Source organism: Pseudomonas sp. HS-18, assembly GCF_020401845.1.
Classification (GTDB): domain Bacteria; phylum Pseudomonadota; class Gammaproteobacteria; order Pseudomonadales; family Pseudomonadaceae; genus Pseudomonas; species Pseudomonas nitroreducens.
The window spans coordinates 2,594,407-2,610,727 of record NZ_CP084413.1 but is presented as its reverse complement, the minus strand read 5'-3'; the positions used below and the strand labels follow the sequence as shown (position 1 = coordinate 2,610,727).

The window sequence follows — 16,321 nt, the reverse complement described above, 5'->3', positions numbered from 1 at the left end:
TCGGTCCTCCTCACTTGTTCTCGAAATGGGTCTTGCGCTGGCCGCGCAGCACGATATCGAAGCGATAGGCCAGGCAGTCCATGGGGTTGGCGTTGCTCATGTCGAGCTTCGCGATCAGGCTTTCCACCGCATCCGGGTTGGCGATGGACCTGACGATGGGGCACATCGGAATCAGCGGGTCGCCCTCGAAGTACAGCTGGGTGATCAGCCGCGTGGAGATCGACGGGCCGCTGATGGAGAAGTGGATGTGCGCCGGGCGCCAGTCGTTCGGGCCGTTGCGCCAGGGATACGGGCCGGGCTTGATGGTGCGGAAGACGTATCGTCCTTCGCTGTCGGTCAGCGCACGGCCGACGCCGCCGAAGTTCGGGTCCAGCGGCGCGAGATAACGGTCGTTCTTGTGGCGATAACGGCCGCCGGCGTTGGCCTGCCACATCTCCACCAGGGTATGCGGCACAGGCTTGCCGTACTGGTCCATGACCCGGCCGGAAACGATGATGCGCTCACCGATGGGCAGGCCACCGTTGTTGAAGTTGAGCAGCAGGTCATTGTCGTGCTCGCCCATCTTCAGGTGCGAGAAGTCCGGGCCACTGGTTTCGGAAACCGATTGCGGAATGCTCACCAGCGCCTGGCGCGGGGAACGGGTGATGGAAGTCTTGTAGTCGGGCGTGAGGGCTTTGGGGTGCCAGTTTCGGTCACGAATGACGAAGCGGCTGTTTTCCGCGTCGGACATATCGGTCTCCTCTTGTTGGATTTATAGGAGCCTGTTGCATCAGGCAGTGCGGCAGAGTGTCACCCGCCCAACGGACCTGGAAAATTGAAAAGATACCCGCCATCCATAACCATCTGGTTATGGATAAGTCTCGCTGCGATAAGCTTCCCCCACCTCGCGCAGTACCTCCAAGCACCAGTGCGCACCGAGGGAAAGCGGCAGCGTCGAGTTGCTGCAAATCCCCACTGAACCGCCCGGTTCCTGTACATCCAGCGGCAGTTCGACCATCTCGCCGGAGCGCAGGTCCAGGCGCACCGAATCCAGCGGAGCGATCCACAGGGCATCACTGGTCAATACATAACGGCGGCTGAGCACCGTGGACAGGGTTTCCAGCCTCTGGCGCGGCTGGCCGAGGCCGCTCTGCACCAGCAGGCTGTCGGCGGACTTGCGGATGGTGGTGCCGGCCAGCGGCAGCACCAGCGGCCAGTCGTCCAGCGCCGAGGGCGGCAGCGGGCGACCCAGCAGCGGATGGCCGGCGCGGGCCACCAGGGTCATCGCCTCGCTGTACAGGTGCTCGAAAGCGAGGCCCTGGATCTGCGGGCTTTCGGTCATGCGACCGACCACCAGGTCCAGCTCGCCCACACGCAATTGCGAGAGCAGGTGCGCACTCGGCCCGGTCACCACGCTGACCACCAGCGCCGGGTGACGCTCGTGCAGGCGCCGCACCGTCTCCGGCATCAGCAGGCTTTCGACGGTGGAGAGCACGCCCAGGCGTACCGTGCTGGAGGCGTACTCGCCGCCGCGCAGGCTGTTCACGCCGTCACGCAGCGCCTGCACGCAGGGGCCGGCGTAGCGCAGGAAGGCTACTCCCGCTTCCGTCAGACTGGCCCCGCTCTTGCCGCGCTCGAACAGGCTGGCTTCGAGCAGGTCCTCCAGCTCCTTGAGCGTCTTCGAGATGGCCGGCTGGCTCACGGCCAGGGCATCCGCCGCGCGGGCCAGGCTGCCCTGGCGGGCCACTTCGAGGAAGCACACGAGGTGGCGGAACTTGATACGCGAATCGATATTCATGGCGGCTCAACGCAGCTCGCGGAACGCGCGGGGCGAAAACCCGGCGTAGCGCTTGAAGAATCGGGAGAAATACGCGGGTTCGGAGAAGCCCAGGCTGTCCGACACCTGCTGGATGGTCATGGCTGTGTACACCAGGTTGCGCTTGGCCTCCAGCAGCAGGCGCTGGTGGATCATCTGCAGCGCCGACTGCCCGGCCAGGCGCCGGCACAGCGCATTGAGGTGCGCGGCGCTGATGCCCAGCGCCGCCGCGTAGTGTTCGATGGGCCGATGCAACCGGAAATCCTGCTCCAGCCGGCGGGAGAACGCCTGCATATGCTCGACGCCGCGATCCTGCTGGCTTGCCTCCGCACGGGACTGCTCCAGCGCCCGGCGGCTGAGCCAGACCAGCAGCATGTTGAGCAGCGATTGCAGCATCAGGTCGCGGCCCGGCGCCTGCCCGGCGTACTCGCGGTCGATGGATTCGAACAGCGCATCCAGGTGACGCTTGCCCTCGCCCACGGCAAAGCACGCCGGCTGCTCCAGCACCGTGCTTTCCAGCAGGCTACCGAGCTGTTCGGCCAGTGGCAGACCCATGCTCAACACCCAGCCCTGCACGTCCTCGGCGAAGCGAAAACCGTGCACCGCCAGCGCCGGCGTGACCTGCAGCGACGCCTCGCGGATCGGCGTCAGCTGCCCCTCCACCTCCAGCTCCGCCGCACCGGCCTGCACGTAGAGCAGTTGCACCAGGTCGCCATGGCGATGCGGGCGGATTTCCCAGTCATGCAGGCGACTGCGCGAGGCGATCGACTCGCAGTGGATCAGGTCCGGCGTCGGCCAAACCGTCGTTTCGCCATACAGGCGGAACACCGGGACCGGATTGTCAGCACGTTGTTCGATCACCGCCCGCATCCATGAAAAATCCAAGAAGACTGTTGGAAATTACCTTCAAAGACCGATCCCATCCACAAAAAATGCAGGAGATAAAAACAACAGCGCTCTCCAAGGAGCCACGCCATGAAGACCCAAGTCGCCATTATCGGCGCCGGCCCTGCCGGCCTCCTGCTTGGCCAGTTGCTGCACAAGGCTGGCATCGACACCGTGATTCTCGAACGCCAGACCCCCGACTACGTGCTCGGCCGCATCCGCGCCGGGGTACTCGAACAGGGCACCGCCGACCTGCTGCGCGAAGCCGGAGCCGGCGCGCGGATGGACGCCGAAGGGTTGCTCCACGACGGTTTCGAGCTGGTGCTCAACGGCCGCCGCGAGCGTATCGACCTCAAGGCCCTCACCGGCGGCAAGCAGGTGATGGTGTACGGCCAGACCGAAGTCACCCGCGACCTGATGCAGGCCCGCGCAGCCAGCGGCGCGATGAGCGTGTATGAAGCGACTGACGTGGAGCTGCACGACGTCACCAGCGACAAGCCCTACGTCACGTTCACCCATCAGGGCGAACGCGTGCGCCTGGACTGCGACTACATCGCCGGCTGCGACGGCTTCCACGGCGTGGCCCGGCGCAGCATTCCCGCCGAGCGCCTGAGCGTCTTCGAACGCGTCTACCCCTTCGGCTGGCTCGGCCTGCTCAGCGACACCCCGCCGGTCAGCCACGAACTCATCTACGCCAGCAGCGAGCGCGGTTTCAGCCTGTGCAGCCAGCGCAGCGCCACCCGTAGCCGCTACTACCTGCAGGTAGGGTTGGATGAGAAGGTGGAGGATTGGTCTGACGGGCGTTTCTGGGACGAGCTCAAACGCCGTATTCCCGAAGACGTTGCGCGCCAGTTGGTGACCGGGGCGTCGCTGGAAAAGAGCATCGCCCCGCTGCGCAGCTTCGTGGTGGAGCCGCTGCAGTACGGCCGGCTGTTCCTGGTCGGCGACGCCGGGCACATCGTCCCGCCCACCGGCGCGAAGGGACTGAACCTGGCGGCCAGTGACGTTGACGCGCTGCATCGCATCCTGGTGAAAGTCTACGCCGACGGCCGAACCGACTTGCTGGCGCAGTACTCGCCGATTGCCCTGCGGCGCATCTGGAAGGCCGAGCGCTTCTCCTGGTGGATGACCTCGATGCTGCACCAGTTCCCCGACAGCGACGCCTTCACCCGGCGCATGCTGGAGACCGAGCTGGACTACTTCCTCGGCTCCGAGGCCGGGCGCACGACCATTGCCGAGAACTATGTCGGGTTGCCGTTCGAGGACGTGGCTTAGTGCCGACTCACCGAGCTTGCAGGAGCAACCGTCGTTCCCTGGCTGTTCGTACCGATGCTTTCCCCTCTCCCGCTCGCGGGAGAGGGTTAGGGTGAGGGGCTCTTGATCGGGCAGGAGCGAGCTTGCTCGCGAACCGCCCCAAAGGCGAACCCACTCGCACGACTGTTCGCAAGCAGGCTCGCTCCTACAAAAAGCATCGCGATCTATCCTTACCCTCCAGCCACATCGCTCGCCGCGACACCGCCGGAGGCCGTCATCGACCCGGACGAAGCCAACTTCCTCAGCTACCTGCTCGCCGAAAGCGGCGACGGAGACGCGCGCGCCTTCGCCACGCTGTACCGCTGCACCGCCCCGCGCCTCTACCCCTTGGCGCTGAAGCTGAAGGCCGATCAGACACAGGCAGACGCCCTGCTGGTCGACACCTTCCTCCACGTCTGGACCGACGCCGACCGCTATCACCCCGCGCGAATCGCCGCGCTGGACTGGATGATCGCCCTGCTCTACCAGCTCGCCGGCCACCCTTCCCCACCGCCCAGCGACGAACCCTGGCCGGAACTGCCGCCCCCGGACGAACTCTGGCCCGCCATCCATGCGCGCCTGCCCGATGACGAAGAGGACAGCCCCGGCCTGCGCTGGCCGCTGATCATCGCCAGCGTGGTCGGCGTGCTGATCGGCGCGGTGATCTGCCTGAGCCTGCTGATGGAGCTGCGCCCCGCGACTTAGGCGCTTGCCTGAAAGACGATGGCTGCCGCCGCACATCCGCTCTCCGTATATCCGGAAACTCCCCGCCACACCCCGTAACCCGCCATAAAAACCCTGAATTCGGTGCGGCATCACCTTGCCAATCCGTCACGCAGTTGGCATAAACGTCCGAATGTTTTTCGCACACATAACAAGGAAGTTTCGATGCGCATTCTCGGACGCGTCCTACTGGCGATTTTGCTGCTGCTCTTGCTCGTCGGCGGCCTCATCGCCTGGTACACCGCGCATCCCAACCTGCCGGAATACACTCCGCCGCAGAAGATGATCCACCTCGAGGAGCAGTGGTCCAAACAGGACCGCGAAACCTACTACTACACGCCCCAGGGCACCCAGGTGAAAGGCCTGCGCTACGACTGGTTCACCCACCTCGAGCAGCCTTTCAACAAGGACAAGTTCGCCTCCCCGGAAAACCTTGCGCGCTTCGGCTTCCTCATCGAGCCCGAGCAGATCGGCCGCGCCCCTGACGACACCCTGGCCGCCACCGCAAAGAATCCCGGCAACCTGCCGGTCGGCTTTGCCCGCCACCAGGACGGCGAGACCGGCGCCTGGTACCTGGACATCACCTGCTCCGCCTGCCACACCGGCGAGCTGCGCTACAAAGGCACCGCCATCCGCATCGACGGCGGCGCGGCCATGCACTCCATCGCCTCCACCGTGCCCACCCTGCGCGGCGGCGCGTTCGGCCAGGCGCTGGGCGCCAGCCTCGCCTCCACCTACTACGTGCCGTGGAAGTTCGACCGCTTCGCCAAGGGCGTACTGGGCGACCGCTATCCCAAGGGCAAGGCCGCGCTCAAGCGCGACGTGCGCAACGTGCTCGGCACCCTCGTCTCCACCGCCTGGAACGACACCCACCGCGGCCTCTACCCGACCCTGGAAGGCCCCGGCCGCGCCGACGCCTTCGGACGTATCGCCAACAGCGTGTTCGGCGATGGCATCGACGCCTCCAACTACCGCGTCGCCAACGCCCCGGTGAACTACCCGCAGGTGTGGGACATCTGGAAATTCGACTGGGTGCAGTGGAACGGCTCGGCCATGCAGCCCATGGCCCGCAACATCGGCGAAGCCCTTGGCGTCGGCGCCACCCTGCGCCTGTTCGAAAGCGACGGCAAGCCGGTGATGGGCGATGAGCGCTACGCCTCCAGCGTGCGCCTGCGCGACCTCTACACCCTCGAAGAAACCCTCAAGCAGCTCAAGCCGCCGGCCTGGCCGAAAGACGTCTTCGGCGAGATCGACCTGAAGAAAGCCTCCCAGGGCCGCGCCCTGTTCCAGGCCAACTGCGTCTACTGCCACGGCCCGCACGTGAAAGAGCCCGGAGCCAAGGACTACATCGCCCCGGCCCGCGTGCCCGAGTGGCGCATGAAGCTGGTGTCCACGAAAGAGATCGGCACCGACCCGACCACCGCCGACAACATCGCCGACCACACCTTCGACATCCGCGCGCTGAAGCTGAAGACCGACGAGCTGCAGGGCATGAACGTCCACCTCTACCCGCAGAGCGACGTGCCACTGGACCTGTCGAAGATCTCCGCCGCCAAGGGCCTGGCCTACGTCACCGCCTTCGTCGAGCAGCGCGCCTACCGCGACGCGCACATCAGCGAGCCACAGCAGCAGGAAATGAACGGCTACGGCCTGCCCATCGGCGTGCAGGAACTGCGCGCCTACAAGGCCCGCCCGCTGGACGGCATCTGGGCCACCCCGCCCTTCCTGCACAACGGCTCGGTGCCCAACCTGTTCCAGATGCTCTCCCCGGTGGCCGAGCGCGACGCGCAGTTCTGGGTCGGCAGCTTCGAGTACGACCCCAAGTTCGCCGGCTATCGCACCGAGCGCTTCCCCGGCGGCTTCCTCTACAAGACCAGCGTCACCGGCAACAGCAACCGCGGCCACGAATTCCGCGACGGCTGCCGCCAGGACGGCGTCATCGGCCGCGCCCTGTCGCCGGAAGAACGCTGGGCGCTGGTGGAATACCTGAAGGTGCTGGGCAACGCCGAATACGAAAGCAAGCTCGACCCGAACGTCCCCACCCCAGCGTGGACGCCCGGGCCAAAGTGCGAATGACCGGCCAGCGCTGAACTGTCTTTTGTTTTTTTGTAGGACCGAGGGGGACGCCTAGTCCTTGCTCGCGAACAGACTCCCCACCGCTCCAGAGTGAAGCGGGTTCGCGAGCAAGCTCGCTCCTACAGGCAACCCTAGGCTCCGCAGCAACCTGTAACACCGATCCGCCCCCTCTCCCCCTGGGAGAGGGCTGGGGTGAGGGCCAGCCGCCCGCTCCCAAGCACCACCGAAACACCGACCCCATCCCCTCTCCCTTCAGGGAGAGGGCTAGGGAGAGGGAAACGCTCCACAGCCAGCCCGCACGGGCCAGGGAACGGAATCCCCTCCAAAAAAAGAAAACACCAAAGGACCCCGTGCCATGCGCTCCCTGCTCACCCGAATCTGGCTCTTCCTCGGCAAATGGCTCGGCCGTCTGCTGCTCGCCATCGCTGCCATCGGCCTGCTCGGCTGGGGCATCGGCAGCCTCTACTACGCCTGGAAATTCTCCGGCCCCGTCTCCGCCCAGGAAGAAATCCCGCCGGGCGAAGCCCAGCTCACCCAGGCCATCATCGAAGACGCCGTGCGCATCGTCGAACAGCACCGCGACAACACCCGCGTGCTGCGTGATGCCCACGCCAAGGCCCACGGCTGCGTGAAGGCCGAAGTCACGGTCGCCAGCGACATCGCCCCCGGCCTGCGCCAGGGCGTGTTTGCCGAACCGGGCCACAAGTGGGAGGCCATGGTCCGCTTCTCCAACGGCAACGCCTACCCGCAGTTCGACAGCGCCCGCGACGCCCGCGGCATGGCCATCAAACTGCTCGACGTCCCCGGCGCCAAGCTGATGCCCGGCAAGGGCCACGACACCGAGCAGGACTTCGTCATGTTCAACCACCCGGTGTTCTTCGTCCGCGACGTCGCCGAATACCGGCAGAACTTCGCCGCCCAGGCCAGCGGCCAGAAGGTCGCCGCCTTCTTCCCCAGCTGGAAGCCCAGCACCTGGGAAATCCGCCACCTGGTCATCGCCCTGCAGACCCTCGCCCCCGCGCCCGACAGCCCCTTCGAAACCGGCTACAACGGCATCGCGCCGTACAAGCTGGGCGAGGCGAACAACATCAAGTTCCGCGTCATCCCGCAGACCGAAGGCTGCCCGGCCTACCAGCTACCCAAGCTCAACGAAAAACTGCCCAACTTCCTGCGCACCGCCATGTACCAGCAACTCTCGGTCGACCGCGTACCCGCCTGCTTCGCCCTGCAAGTGCAGAAACAGGACCCGAGCAAGTACATGCCCATCGAAGACACCAGCGTCGAATGGAGCGAATCCGACGCCCCCTTCCAGACCGTCGCCACCGTCAGCATCCCGCCCCAGGACTTCGACAGCCGCGAGCAGAACCTCGCCTGCGACAACATCTCCTACAACCCGTGGCATGCCCTGCCGGAGCACCAGCCAATTGGCGGGATCAACCGGTTGCGGAAGGCGGTTTATGAGGCGGTGAGTGTTTATCGGCATCAGCGCAATGGGGGGGGGTGGGGAATGAGTTACAGAAACAGCTATTAATCTAACGACAAAGAACTTATGAAGTAGCTCTTGAACGAGCTCACCGACCCTATTTAGCGAGTGACGTTTTGAGCCAACTTACTCGGATAGAAACACAGCAGAGAATATTTTAAAAATTACACAAGCACGCATAAAAGAACAGAAAGAAGGAGAAAAAATTGGACTTCACACTAGACACATCAGAAAAAATCATATCTCTAATCGCAGGACTTATAGCCATTGGATCAGTGATTTTTTTCAAGAAAAAGACAGGGGACACAACACCAGCTCAAGCCACACAAACCAACACCAACACCAACACCAACACCAACACCAACACCAACACCAACACTCAGATGGTGACAATTAATCTCACCGAAACTACCCCAACAGCACAAAAAGAATCGGACGCAAGCACAAATAACTTAGACATAGTCGAACTCAAAAGAAAAATTAGAATCCTTTTTATAGATGATGACACTGACTTCAAGATTGTTGGAATCCTCAAAAACATGGGATGGTCGTATACAAATATAATCATAGATGCGACATCTCTAGAGCAGCCAGAAATCACCGAAGCCGATGTGATTTTTGTCGACATCCAAGGCGTAGGGAAGGCAATGCAATATACAGAAGAAGGATTAGGTCTCGCCTCAGCGATAAAGCGTCGACACCCTATGAAAAAAGTCATTATTTACTCAGCCCAAGAAGAAGGCGAGCGCTTCCACGAAGCCCTACAGGCTGCAGACTACAGCCTACCCAAAACTGCCGAACCAGTTCGTTTTGAAGATACAATAGTTAAAGTTTTGAAAAAATGATTTCTCAAACCTTAAAAGTCACTCTTTGGTCGAAAGAGCGCACCGACCCTCTCATCGACCAACTTCTAGACGAGCTTTTGAAAGTACAAGCCGAACTGCCTGACTCTGGCTCTCGGGTAGTTAAAATAGGCGGGAGAAAAACCCGAATAGCCAGGTACCAAAGGGATCAATATACAATTATTGCCGCCTCAGAGAATACAGACAGAGTAAACAGCAAGAAATTAATGGATCAAGACATTAATTCGGTATTCTCAGCCGCAGCAACAATTGACTCATCTATAAGACAAGCAGAGCAGCGAACCAGAAGACTTATTCACAACCTAAAAAGCTTAACCGCAAAAACCAGCCAAGAAATATTCTATCTTGTAGGTCAAGACAGAATGCTATCCGACCCCAAAGAAACCATTAACTACATTGAAGGTGAAATAGAGAAAAAACCGCATGAAACAGCAAAAGCAATCATAGAAATACTCAAACACCAAGCTGCGCAAAAAGCAGAATACTCCGCCTTCGAAAAGCTTTCAGGAAAAATAGAGTCGATAAAAAAGGAAAACCACGACATCCACAGAGTGTTAATGAACGTTTTTTATCTTTTCTTCGGAGAGTTTCTAGACAAAAAAGTCAAGGTATCGGTGGATCGCACACGACTGCAGGCAAATTTTGACTATGACTCTATACACGCCTGCATATACTACCTCGTCGAGAATGCCGCCAAATACACCATGCGCAACAGCACTTTTAATGTATTCACCACTGAAGATCACAATGGCTATATAGACATTCGATTCGAAATGGAAAGCCTTGCGGTAACTCAAGAAGAGCAGCAAAAAGTTTTCGACGAGGGATTTTCTGGAAAAAGCGCAATCGCGAACAATCTGCATGGAACTGGAATCGGACTCTACTTAGCAAAGGCAATGGCGACACTAAATGGAGCCACCCTGAATTTCACCGCAGGGAAACCAACAATCAATCAAAGTTTTGCAAGAAATTCTTTTGTATTATCTTTAAAGGAAGCCGTCTCCGGCTAAATATATAATAGAATTCTTTATGATTGACTGAAGACCGCTTAACTATTAGGGGCGTGGCGGCGGATAACCGCTTCGCGGTTATTCGCCCTACGGTGTTGCCGGTGAATACCGTTCGTAGGATGGGCGGCCAAGGCGCTGCCTCGATGCAAGGCGGATTCAGAGCCGGCCGGTCAGCTTGAGGACGGTGAAGACCAATCCGCCGATGGTCATCGCGGCCGAAAGGATGGTGCCGAGGATCAGCGGGACGAAGGTAGCCGGCGAGACATGGGGCGAGACTTCCAACTGGAAGCCGGGGCGGATGTGTTCCGGGGTCAGGCAGGTGACCTGGTAATCGCCGGGTTCGCTGCAGCTGAACTCGCCCAGTGGGTTGCTGGAGTTGCCGCCCATGTCGCTGCGCCGCACGCTGAACAGGTTGAAACGGCTATAGCGCTGGTACGGCACGGGCTGGCCGGAGGCGCGGGCGGTGATGGCGAAGTCGGCGGAGAAATAGGCGGTGCCGGTGACCACGGTGAAGGCCGGGAAGACGATGTTGATGACGTAGCGCCCGGCGCGGGGCAAGGCGACCGTTTGCGGGCGCGTGGCGTCGGCCCAGCGCTGGCGCACGGCCGGGAAGATGATGCGGCGCAACCGGCCGATACAGCGGGTCAGCAGGTAGCCGCCCAGCAGCATCAGCACGGGAGCGCCCCATAGCAGGGTGGTGGGTTCGAGGGTCATGGGCGCCCTGCTCTGTCAGGTACGTTGGCTGGGGTAGCAGGAACTATAAGCCAGCCGTTCCCCGAGCATGCAATCTGCGGCGCTGCGCGGGCCCGATCCTGCAATCTGCATGGCCATCGGCCGCCGAAATTTTCCAAGCCATTGATTAGACTAGAAATATTATTTTGTTACACCTGGCATAGCCGCTGCAGCGGAAAGACGGAGGCTTCCACCTCTCTTTCACGGAGCAGTCAGCAATGATTACAACGACCGATGCCTACGCCACCACTGCCGTGGATACCACCGACCATTCGGGGGTGTCCTGGGCGGCGGTATTCGCCGGAGCCGCCGGGGCGGCGGCGCTGTCCCTGATCCTGATCATCCTGGGCTTCGGCCTGGGCTTTTCCGCGGTGTCGCCCTGGCCGGGCGATGGCGCGACGCTCAAGCAGATAGGCGTTTCCACCATCGTCTGGCTGATGCTGACGCAGATCCTCGCCTCGGGCCTGGGTGGCTACATCGCCGGGCGCCTGCGCGCGCGCTGGGCAACGCTGCATGACGACGAGGTGTATTTCCGCGACACCGCGCACGGCTTCCTCGCCTGGGCCGTGGCGACGCTGGTAACCGCGACGCTGGTGGTGGGCTCGGTCAGCAATATCGTCGGCGGTGGCCTGCAGGCCGGGGCTTCTGCGGCAACCACCACCGCCGCTACCGCGAGTTCGAACACCAGCGCCAGTGGTACGGACGACGGCTCGGCGTACTTCATCGACATGCTGTTCCGCGATAACCGCCCGGTGGCCGTCAGTGACGACGCTGCCCATGCCATCGCCACGCGCATCTTCCTGCGCGGCCTGGCCGACGGGCAGTTGAGCGCGGACGATCGCAGCTATCTCGCCCGCGTGGTTTCGCAGCGTACCGAGATCAGCCAGGCGGAAGCCGAGCAGCGCATCGACCAGGTATTCGCTGCGGCCCAGCAGGCCAAGCTGAAAGCACAGCAAGCGGCCGATACCGCGCGCAAGGTGGCCGCCGCCTCGGCGTTGTGGATGTTCGTGGCCCTGCTCTGCGGCGCCTTCTTCGCCAGCTTCCTGGCCATCCACGGTGGCCGTCGCCGCGATGCGGTGGTGCTGCTGACCAATACCCGCACGCTGCATTCCACGCAGTCCCGTCCTGCCCACTGACCGGAGGCACACCATGCGCTCGATCCTTCTGTATTTCCTCGGCGTTCCAATCCCGATCATCATCCTGATCGCGCTGTTCTGGCACTGATTGCGGCCGGTTGGCGCAGTGACGAAAAAGCCGTCCTCGGGACGGCTTTTTCAATGGGGCGCCGAGTGGGTTCGCAAGCAAGGAACCGGCGTCCGTCCGGACCTGCACGATCAACCCTTTCCCTTCCGCAGCCAGGAATGGGGAGAGCTGCGCAGCCCTTCCAGAAGAGGCCAATTGCCCGGCCGGTTCCGGCAGGAACGAACCTTCCGGCGAATCATCGGAACAGCAGTCGCAACGGCGATGGATAGAGCAGCACTCCAATCCATCCTAAGTACATGGCGACCTCAGCCGCAGGAGCCGTCCATGGTTTCCTGGCTTTCACGGATGATGCGCTGGCCTTCGTCGCGCAGTTGCGTCCAGGTGGGTATTTCATGGCAGAGCTCGGCGACGCGCACGGTCATCTCGCCGATCTTGTGCATCGCCCTGGCGGAGCCGCAAATGCCAAGGTCCTGGTTGTTGGCTTGCTGGCCAAGCCGTTCCATGTAGGCCTGGCCTTTCTGCTGCGCTGCCTGGCAGCCGCCGGTGAGGTCGACGGAGCCGACTTCGCCGGAAACCGCTGCGCCACCGGCGCTCTGGCTGCCACCGGCCGGCGCAGCCGGGGCATCGGCCTGCACCAACTGGCTGTTGCTGAACACGCCGCTGGCGGTGGTGCCATTCGGGTAGCGATAGGTGCCGTGGCCGCTGAGCGTGCCGTTCTGCAACTCGCCTTCGTAGCGGTCGCCCTTGGCCCACTGGATCACCGCGGGGCCGTTGAAACTGCCCTTGCGCAGGGTGCCCTCGGTGGTGGAGAACACCTGGCCGTCCACCAGCGACAGGAGGATGCCCTTGCCGTCGGCGAAACCGCCCACGCACTGGCCGGACCAGATGTAGCTGGGATTGGAGCGCTGGGCGTTCCAGTCCTGAACCAGGCAGCCCTTGTCCGTTCTGGCGAACTCGCCGGCAAGGCCCGCTGCGCTGACAAGCATGGCGAGCAGGCTCGCCAGTCCGATTCGATTCATTCGATCACCCGCTGACAAGGCTTCAGGGCCCGATGGCTTTCCTGCCGGCAAAGAATAGTGGCGGGCCGATATCACCGCTAGCCGGGAGACAGCGGCGGCGCGGAGGAGACTTCGTACTTATCGCCGCCGCGGGCAGGAAATATCCGATAGAGCCCGCTCCCCCCGCTCCCTAGCCTTGCGCTCCATGCAATCGAGGGCGCGCGAGCTTGCTCATTCCGGGCAGAAATACCCGCCGCCCTCCTGCCCTGGAGAGTTTCTGCATGTCTGCCGTCGAGAAGAAGTTCCAAAAGCTGGCCGCCACCTTCCGCGCCGCCCTGGCGGCAGGCAATTACCGCCAGGGCCGCGACGTGGCGCGTCAGGCGCTGCAGCTCTCGCCGAACAATCCGACGCTGCTGACGGACTACGCCCTGTGCCTGATGCGCACCAAAGACTACGAACAGGCCTACAAGACCTACCTCAAGCTGCTGAATACGCTGGGCGAAGAGAGGATGCCGGACACCGCGCTGGACGGGCTGACGGAGGTTTGCGGCTGGCTGAAGCGGGAAGACCTGGTGCGCCGCTACGGCAACCTGTCGCTCAGCGTGGCGGATCGCAAGTACGGCCAGCTCCCCGCCTATCCCCTGCCCGATGCGCCGCCCCCGCCGTTTGACGGCTCAATCCCGGAACGCAACCTGATCGTGTTTTCGCTGTTCGGCGCCCGCCCCCGCTATTGCGAGAGCGCGCTGAAGAACGTGGAAGCCGCACGCGAGCTGTTCCCGCAATGGCGCTGCCGCTTCTACGTGGACGACACGGTGCCGCCGACGGTGCTGGATCGCCTGGCGAAAGCCGGGGCGCAGGTGGTGCTGGTGGACGCGGCGACACGCGCTTCGATCCCGCCGACGATGTGGCGCTTCCTGGTGATGGAGGACCGCGAAGTCTCGCGCTTCCAGGTGCGCGATGCCGACTCGCTGCTCTCCGAACGCGACCGGGCGGCCGTTGAGGCGTGGCTGCGGAGTGGCTACTGGTATCACCACATGCGCGATTACTTCAGCCACACCGAACTGCTGCTGGCGGGCATGTGGGCTGGCTGTCACAACCCGAACCTGCCGGGCATCCGCGAGCTCATCGCCCAGTACCTGAAGGATGAGAAGGCGCATCCGCGCTTCGCCGACCAGTACTTCCTGCGCCGCAGCCTGTGGCCGACCATCCGCCAGAGCCTGCTGAACCATGACGAACTGTTCGGCTTCCTGGAGGCGCAGCCCTTCCCCGCGCACGAGCCGGTGCGCTGGCGGATGGAAGCCTTCCATGTGGGCTGCAACGTCAGCTACCAGGGCATCAAGGTGCCGAGCCAGCTGAAGGACGGCGAGCTGCAGCCCTGGGGCCTGTTCGAAGCCGAAGGCACGCTGCTGTGCCGTTACGAATCGTCAGTGGCCAAGGGGCACTGGGAGGAATGGATGCCGTACTTCCTCTGCGACGCCATCGCGGACGGCCGCTGCACGGTGCGCAGCCTGGCGTGATTGATCCCCGAGTGCGAATCGCGCCGGTGGCGCGACTCCCCGCCATCCTGCGAAAGCGCCCGCGGCCGGTCAGTAGACTTCCGGCACCTGCAACTCCTGCGGCGTGGGATGCCGGCGGTAGCCTTCGTGGCGCTGCCGCTCGGGCAGGCTGACAGCGGGCAGGTGCACTTCCTGGTAGGGAATCTGGCTCAACAGGTGGCTGATGCAGTTCAGTCGTGCGCGCTTCTTGTCATCGGCCTGCACGATCCACCAGGGCGCCTCGGGGATGTGGGTGCGCTCGAGCATGATTTCCTTCGCCTTGGTGTAGGACTCCCAGCGGCGGCGCGATTCCAGGTCCATGGGGCTGAGCTTCCATTGCTTGAGCGGATCATGGATTCGGCTGAGGAAACGGTAGTGCTGTTCCTCGTCGGAAATGGAAAACCAGTACTTGATGACCTGGATGCCGGACCGCACCAGCATGCGCTCGAACTCGGGCACGCTGCGGAAGAACTCCTCGTACTGGCCGTCGGTACAGAAGCCCATTACCCGCTCGACCCCGGCGCGGTTGTACCAGCTGCGGTCGAACAGGACGATCTCCCCCGCCGCCGGCAGGTGCGAGACGTAGCGTTGGAAGTACCACTGGGTCTGCTCGCGGTCGTTCGGCGCGGGCAGCGCGGCGACCCGGCACACGCGCGGATTGAGGCGCTGGGTGATGCGCTTGATCACGCCGCCCTTGCCCGCCGCGTCGCGGCCCTCGAAGAGGATGACCACCTTGTGGCCGGTCTTCACCACCCAGTTCTGCAGCTTGACCAGCTCGGCCTGCAGGCTGAACAGGGTGTGGAAGTAGCGCTGGCGCGCCAGGCGTTCTTCATGGGTTTGCAGGCTGCCGTGGCGCAGCCCTTCGAAATCGTAGAGTTCGTCGAACAGTTCGAGTTCGAGCTCTTCGTCGCGGTCGTCCTGCAGGTCGCGCTGGACGCGCCGTGGGAAGTTCTTGTCATCGAGCAGCATGGTGGGTTGCCTTGTGCCGTCACTGGCTCAGCCACATTGAGTGACACTTTCATGACAGAAAAATGTAGTCACGCTTTATGACGAATTCATTACAACCAGTGAAAGAAGTTTCTTGCAAAGCCCGTGCTAGAGCGTCCCTTGATAGGACACCCGATGAATTAAGAAGATCTTAAGAACGCACGCCGAGCCGCCGAGCGGTGCTGGTATCGAAGCGCTATCAGCCCGGGGAAAAGGCCGCGAACATCCGTCCGCGGCCGTGGGGAAGTGACTATGCGGGGAGGAAAATGCTCAGGCGTCAGCCAGCGGGCGCGGCTTGTTGACGTACTTGAAGGTGCCCGAGGCGGACGCCACGGCCACGCCCGCGCTATTACGCAACTCGGCCTCGCAGAAGGCGATGGAGCGCGTGTGGTGGCGGACGCTGCCAAGGGCTTCCAGCACTTCGCCCACTTCCCCGCCCGGCCGCAGGAAATTGGTCTTCATTTCCACCGTCACCACGCCGCGGCCGGCTTCGTCGGCATCGCTGGCACTCAGGGCCATGGCGACATCGAGCAGGGTCATGATCAGCCCGCCATGGGCGTTGGCCCAGCCGTTCACGTGCTGCGGTTCGACGCGCACTACCAGCCGACCGGGGCCGTTGCCGTCCTCCGCCGGGGCATGGCGGAACTGCAGGAGGTCGAGCATGGGAATGGCGATGCCACGGTGTGCGGTGTAGAGCTTGAGCTGTTCGATATCGAGGGGCATGGGGCTTCCTGGTGC

The 16,321-nt window shown here is 62.6% G+C and carries 15 protein-coding genes; 8 read left to right on the top strand and 7 right to left on the bottom strand.

The window, feature by feature from the left end:
- Positions 1-10: 10 nt before the first annotated feature.
- The 3 genes from pcaH to LDJ84_RS12260 form a co-directional block, all read right to left on the bottom strand.
- A complete protein-coding gene (gene pcaH, locus LDJ84_RS12270; RefSeq protein ID WP_169887825.1) occupies positions 11-730 on the bottom strand; it encodes a protocatechuate 3,4-dioxygenase subunit beta in 720 nt (239 codons plus the stop codon).
- Positions 731-847: 117 nt separating this feature from the next.
- Positions 848-1,777 (bottom strand): pca operon transcription factor PcaQ, encoded by a 930-nt coding sequence (gene pcaQ, locus LDJ84_RS12265; RefSeq protein ID WP_084359036.1) that lies wholly within the window; start codon positions 1,775-1,777, stop codon positions 848-850.
- A 6-nt stretch (positions 1,778-1,783) separates the two neighbouring features.
- The gene (locus LDJ84_RS12260) at positions 1,784-2,653 is read right to left on the bottom strand and encodes a helix-turn-helix domain-containing protein (RefSeq protein ID WP_413247458.1); all 870 of its coding nucleotides are present in this window, start codon (positions 2,651-2,653) and stop codon (positions 1,784-1,786) included.
- 117 nt (positions 2,654-2,770) lie between these two features.
- Here LDJ84_RS12260 and pobA point away from each other — a divergent pair, with 117 nt between their 5' ends.
- The 6 genes from pobA (at position 2,771) to LDJ84_RS12230 (ending at position 10,128) form a co-directional block, all read left to right on the top strand.
- Positions 2,771-3,955 (top strand): 4-hydroxybenzoate 3-monooxygenase, encoded by a 1,185-nt coding sequence (pobA, locus tag LDJ84_RS12255; protein ID WP_193452354.1) that lies wholly within the window; start codon positions 2,771-2,773, stop codon positions 3,953-3,955.
- Positions 3,956-4,321: 366 nt separating this feature from the next.
- Positions 4,322-4,678: a hypothetical protein gene (locus LDJ84_RS12250; RefSeq protein ID WP_226046393.1), complete on the top strand. Its 357-nt coding sequence runs from the start codon at positions 4,322-4,324 to the stop codon at positions 4,676-4,678.
- A 183-nt stretch (positions 4,679-4,861) separates the two neighbouring features.
- Entirely contained in the window at positions 4,862-6,772 is a 1,911-nt protein-coding gene (locus tag LDJ84_RS12245; protein WP_169887829.1) for a di-heme-cytochrome C peroxidase, read from the top strand.
- A 355-nt stretch (positions 6,773-7,127) separates the two neighbouring features.
- Positions 7,128-8,303 (top strand): catalase family protein, encoded by a 1,176-nt coding sequence (locus LDJ84_RS12240; protein ID WP_226046392.1) that lies wholly within the window; start codon positions 7,128-7,130, stop codon positions 8,301-8,303.
- A gap of 158 nt (positions 8,304-8,461) precedes the next feature.
- Positions 8,462-9,100 carry a hypothetical protein gene (locus LDJ84_RS12235; protein WP_226046391.1) on the top strand — a complete coding sequence of 213 codons (639 nt, stop codon included), beginning with the start codon at positions 8,462-8,464 and terminating at the stop codon, positions 9,098-9,100.
- Entirely contained in the window at positions 9,097-10,128 is a 1,032-nt protein-coding gene (locus tag LDJ84_RS12230; RefSeq protein ID WP_226046390.1) for a sensor histidine kinase, read from the top strand. The genes LDJ84_RS12235 and LDJ84_RS12230 overlap by 4 nt, the downstream gene beginning before the upstream one ends.
- A gap of 156 nt (positions 10,129-10,284) precedes the next feature.
- Here LDJ84_RS12230 and LDJ84_RS12225 read toward each other — a convergent pair whose 3' ends face one another.
- The gene (locus LDJ84_RS12225) at positions 10,285-10,842 is read right to left on the bottom strand and encodes a hypothetical protein (RefSeq protein WP_196912642.1); all 558 of its coding nucleotides are present in this window, start codon (positions 10,840-10,842) and stop codon (positions 10,285-10,287) included.
- 236 nt (positions 10,843-11,078) lie between these two features.
- On the opposite strand from LDJ84_RS12225, the gene LDJ84_RS12220 reads away from it, so the two are divergent.
- The gene (locus LDJ84_RS12220; RefSeq protein ID WP_024763331.1) at positions 11,079-11,996 is read left to right on the top strand and encodes a hypothetical protein; all 918 of its coding nucleotides are present in this window, start codon (positions 11,079-11,081) and stop codon (positions 11,994-11,996) included.
- Between the two features lie 372 nt (positions 11,997-12,368).
- Here LDJ84_RS12220 and LDJ84_RS12215 read toward each other — a convergent pair whose 3' ends face one another.
- Positions 12,369-13,082: a hypothetical protein gene (locus LDJ84_RS12215; protein WP_024763330.1), complete on the bottom strand. Its 714-nt coding sequence runs from the start codon at positions 13,080-13,082 to the stop codon at positions 12,369-12,371.
- A 260-nt stretch (positions 13,083-13,342) separates the two neighbouring features.
- Between LDJ84_RS12215 and LDJ84_RS12210 the strand changes: the two genes are divergently transcribed.
- A complete protein-coding gene (locus tag LDJ84_RS12210; RefSeq protein ID WP_226046389.1) occupies positions 13,343-14,578 on the top strand; it encodes a tetratricopeptide repeat protein in 1,236 nt (411 codons plus the stop codon).
- A 69-nt stretch (positions 14,579-14,647) separates the two neighbouring features.
- Here the strand turns inward: LDJ84_RS12210 and ppk2 are convergent, their stop codons facing one another.
- Positions 14,648-15,565: a polyphosphate kinase 2 gene (gene ppk2, locus LDJ84_RS12205; RefSeq protein ID WP_084359054.1), complete on the bottom strand. Its 918-nt coding sequence runs from the start codon at positions 15,563-15,565 to the stop codon at positions 14,648-14,650.
- A 288-nt stretch (positions 15,566-15,853) separates the two neighbouring features.
- Positions 15,854-16,306 carry a PaaI family thioesterase gene (locus LDJ84_RS12200; RefSeq protein ID WP_024763329.1) on the bottom strand — a complete coding sequence of 151 codons (453 nt, stop codon included), beginning with the start codon at positions 16,304-16,306 and terminating at the stop codon, positions 15,854-15,856.
- Positions 16,307-16,321: the final 15 nt, after the last annotated feature.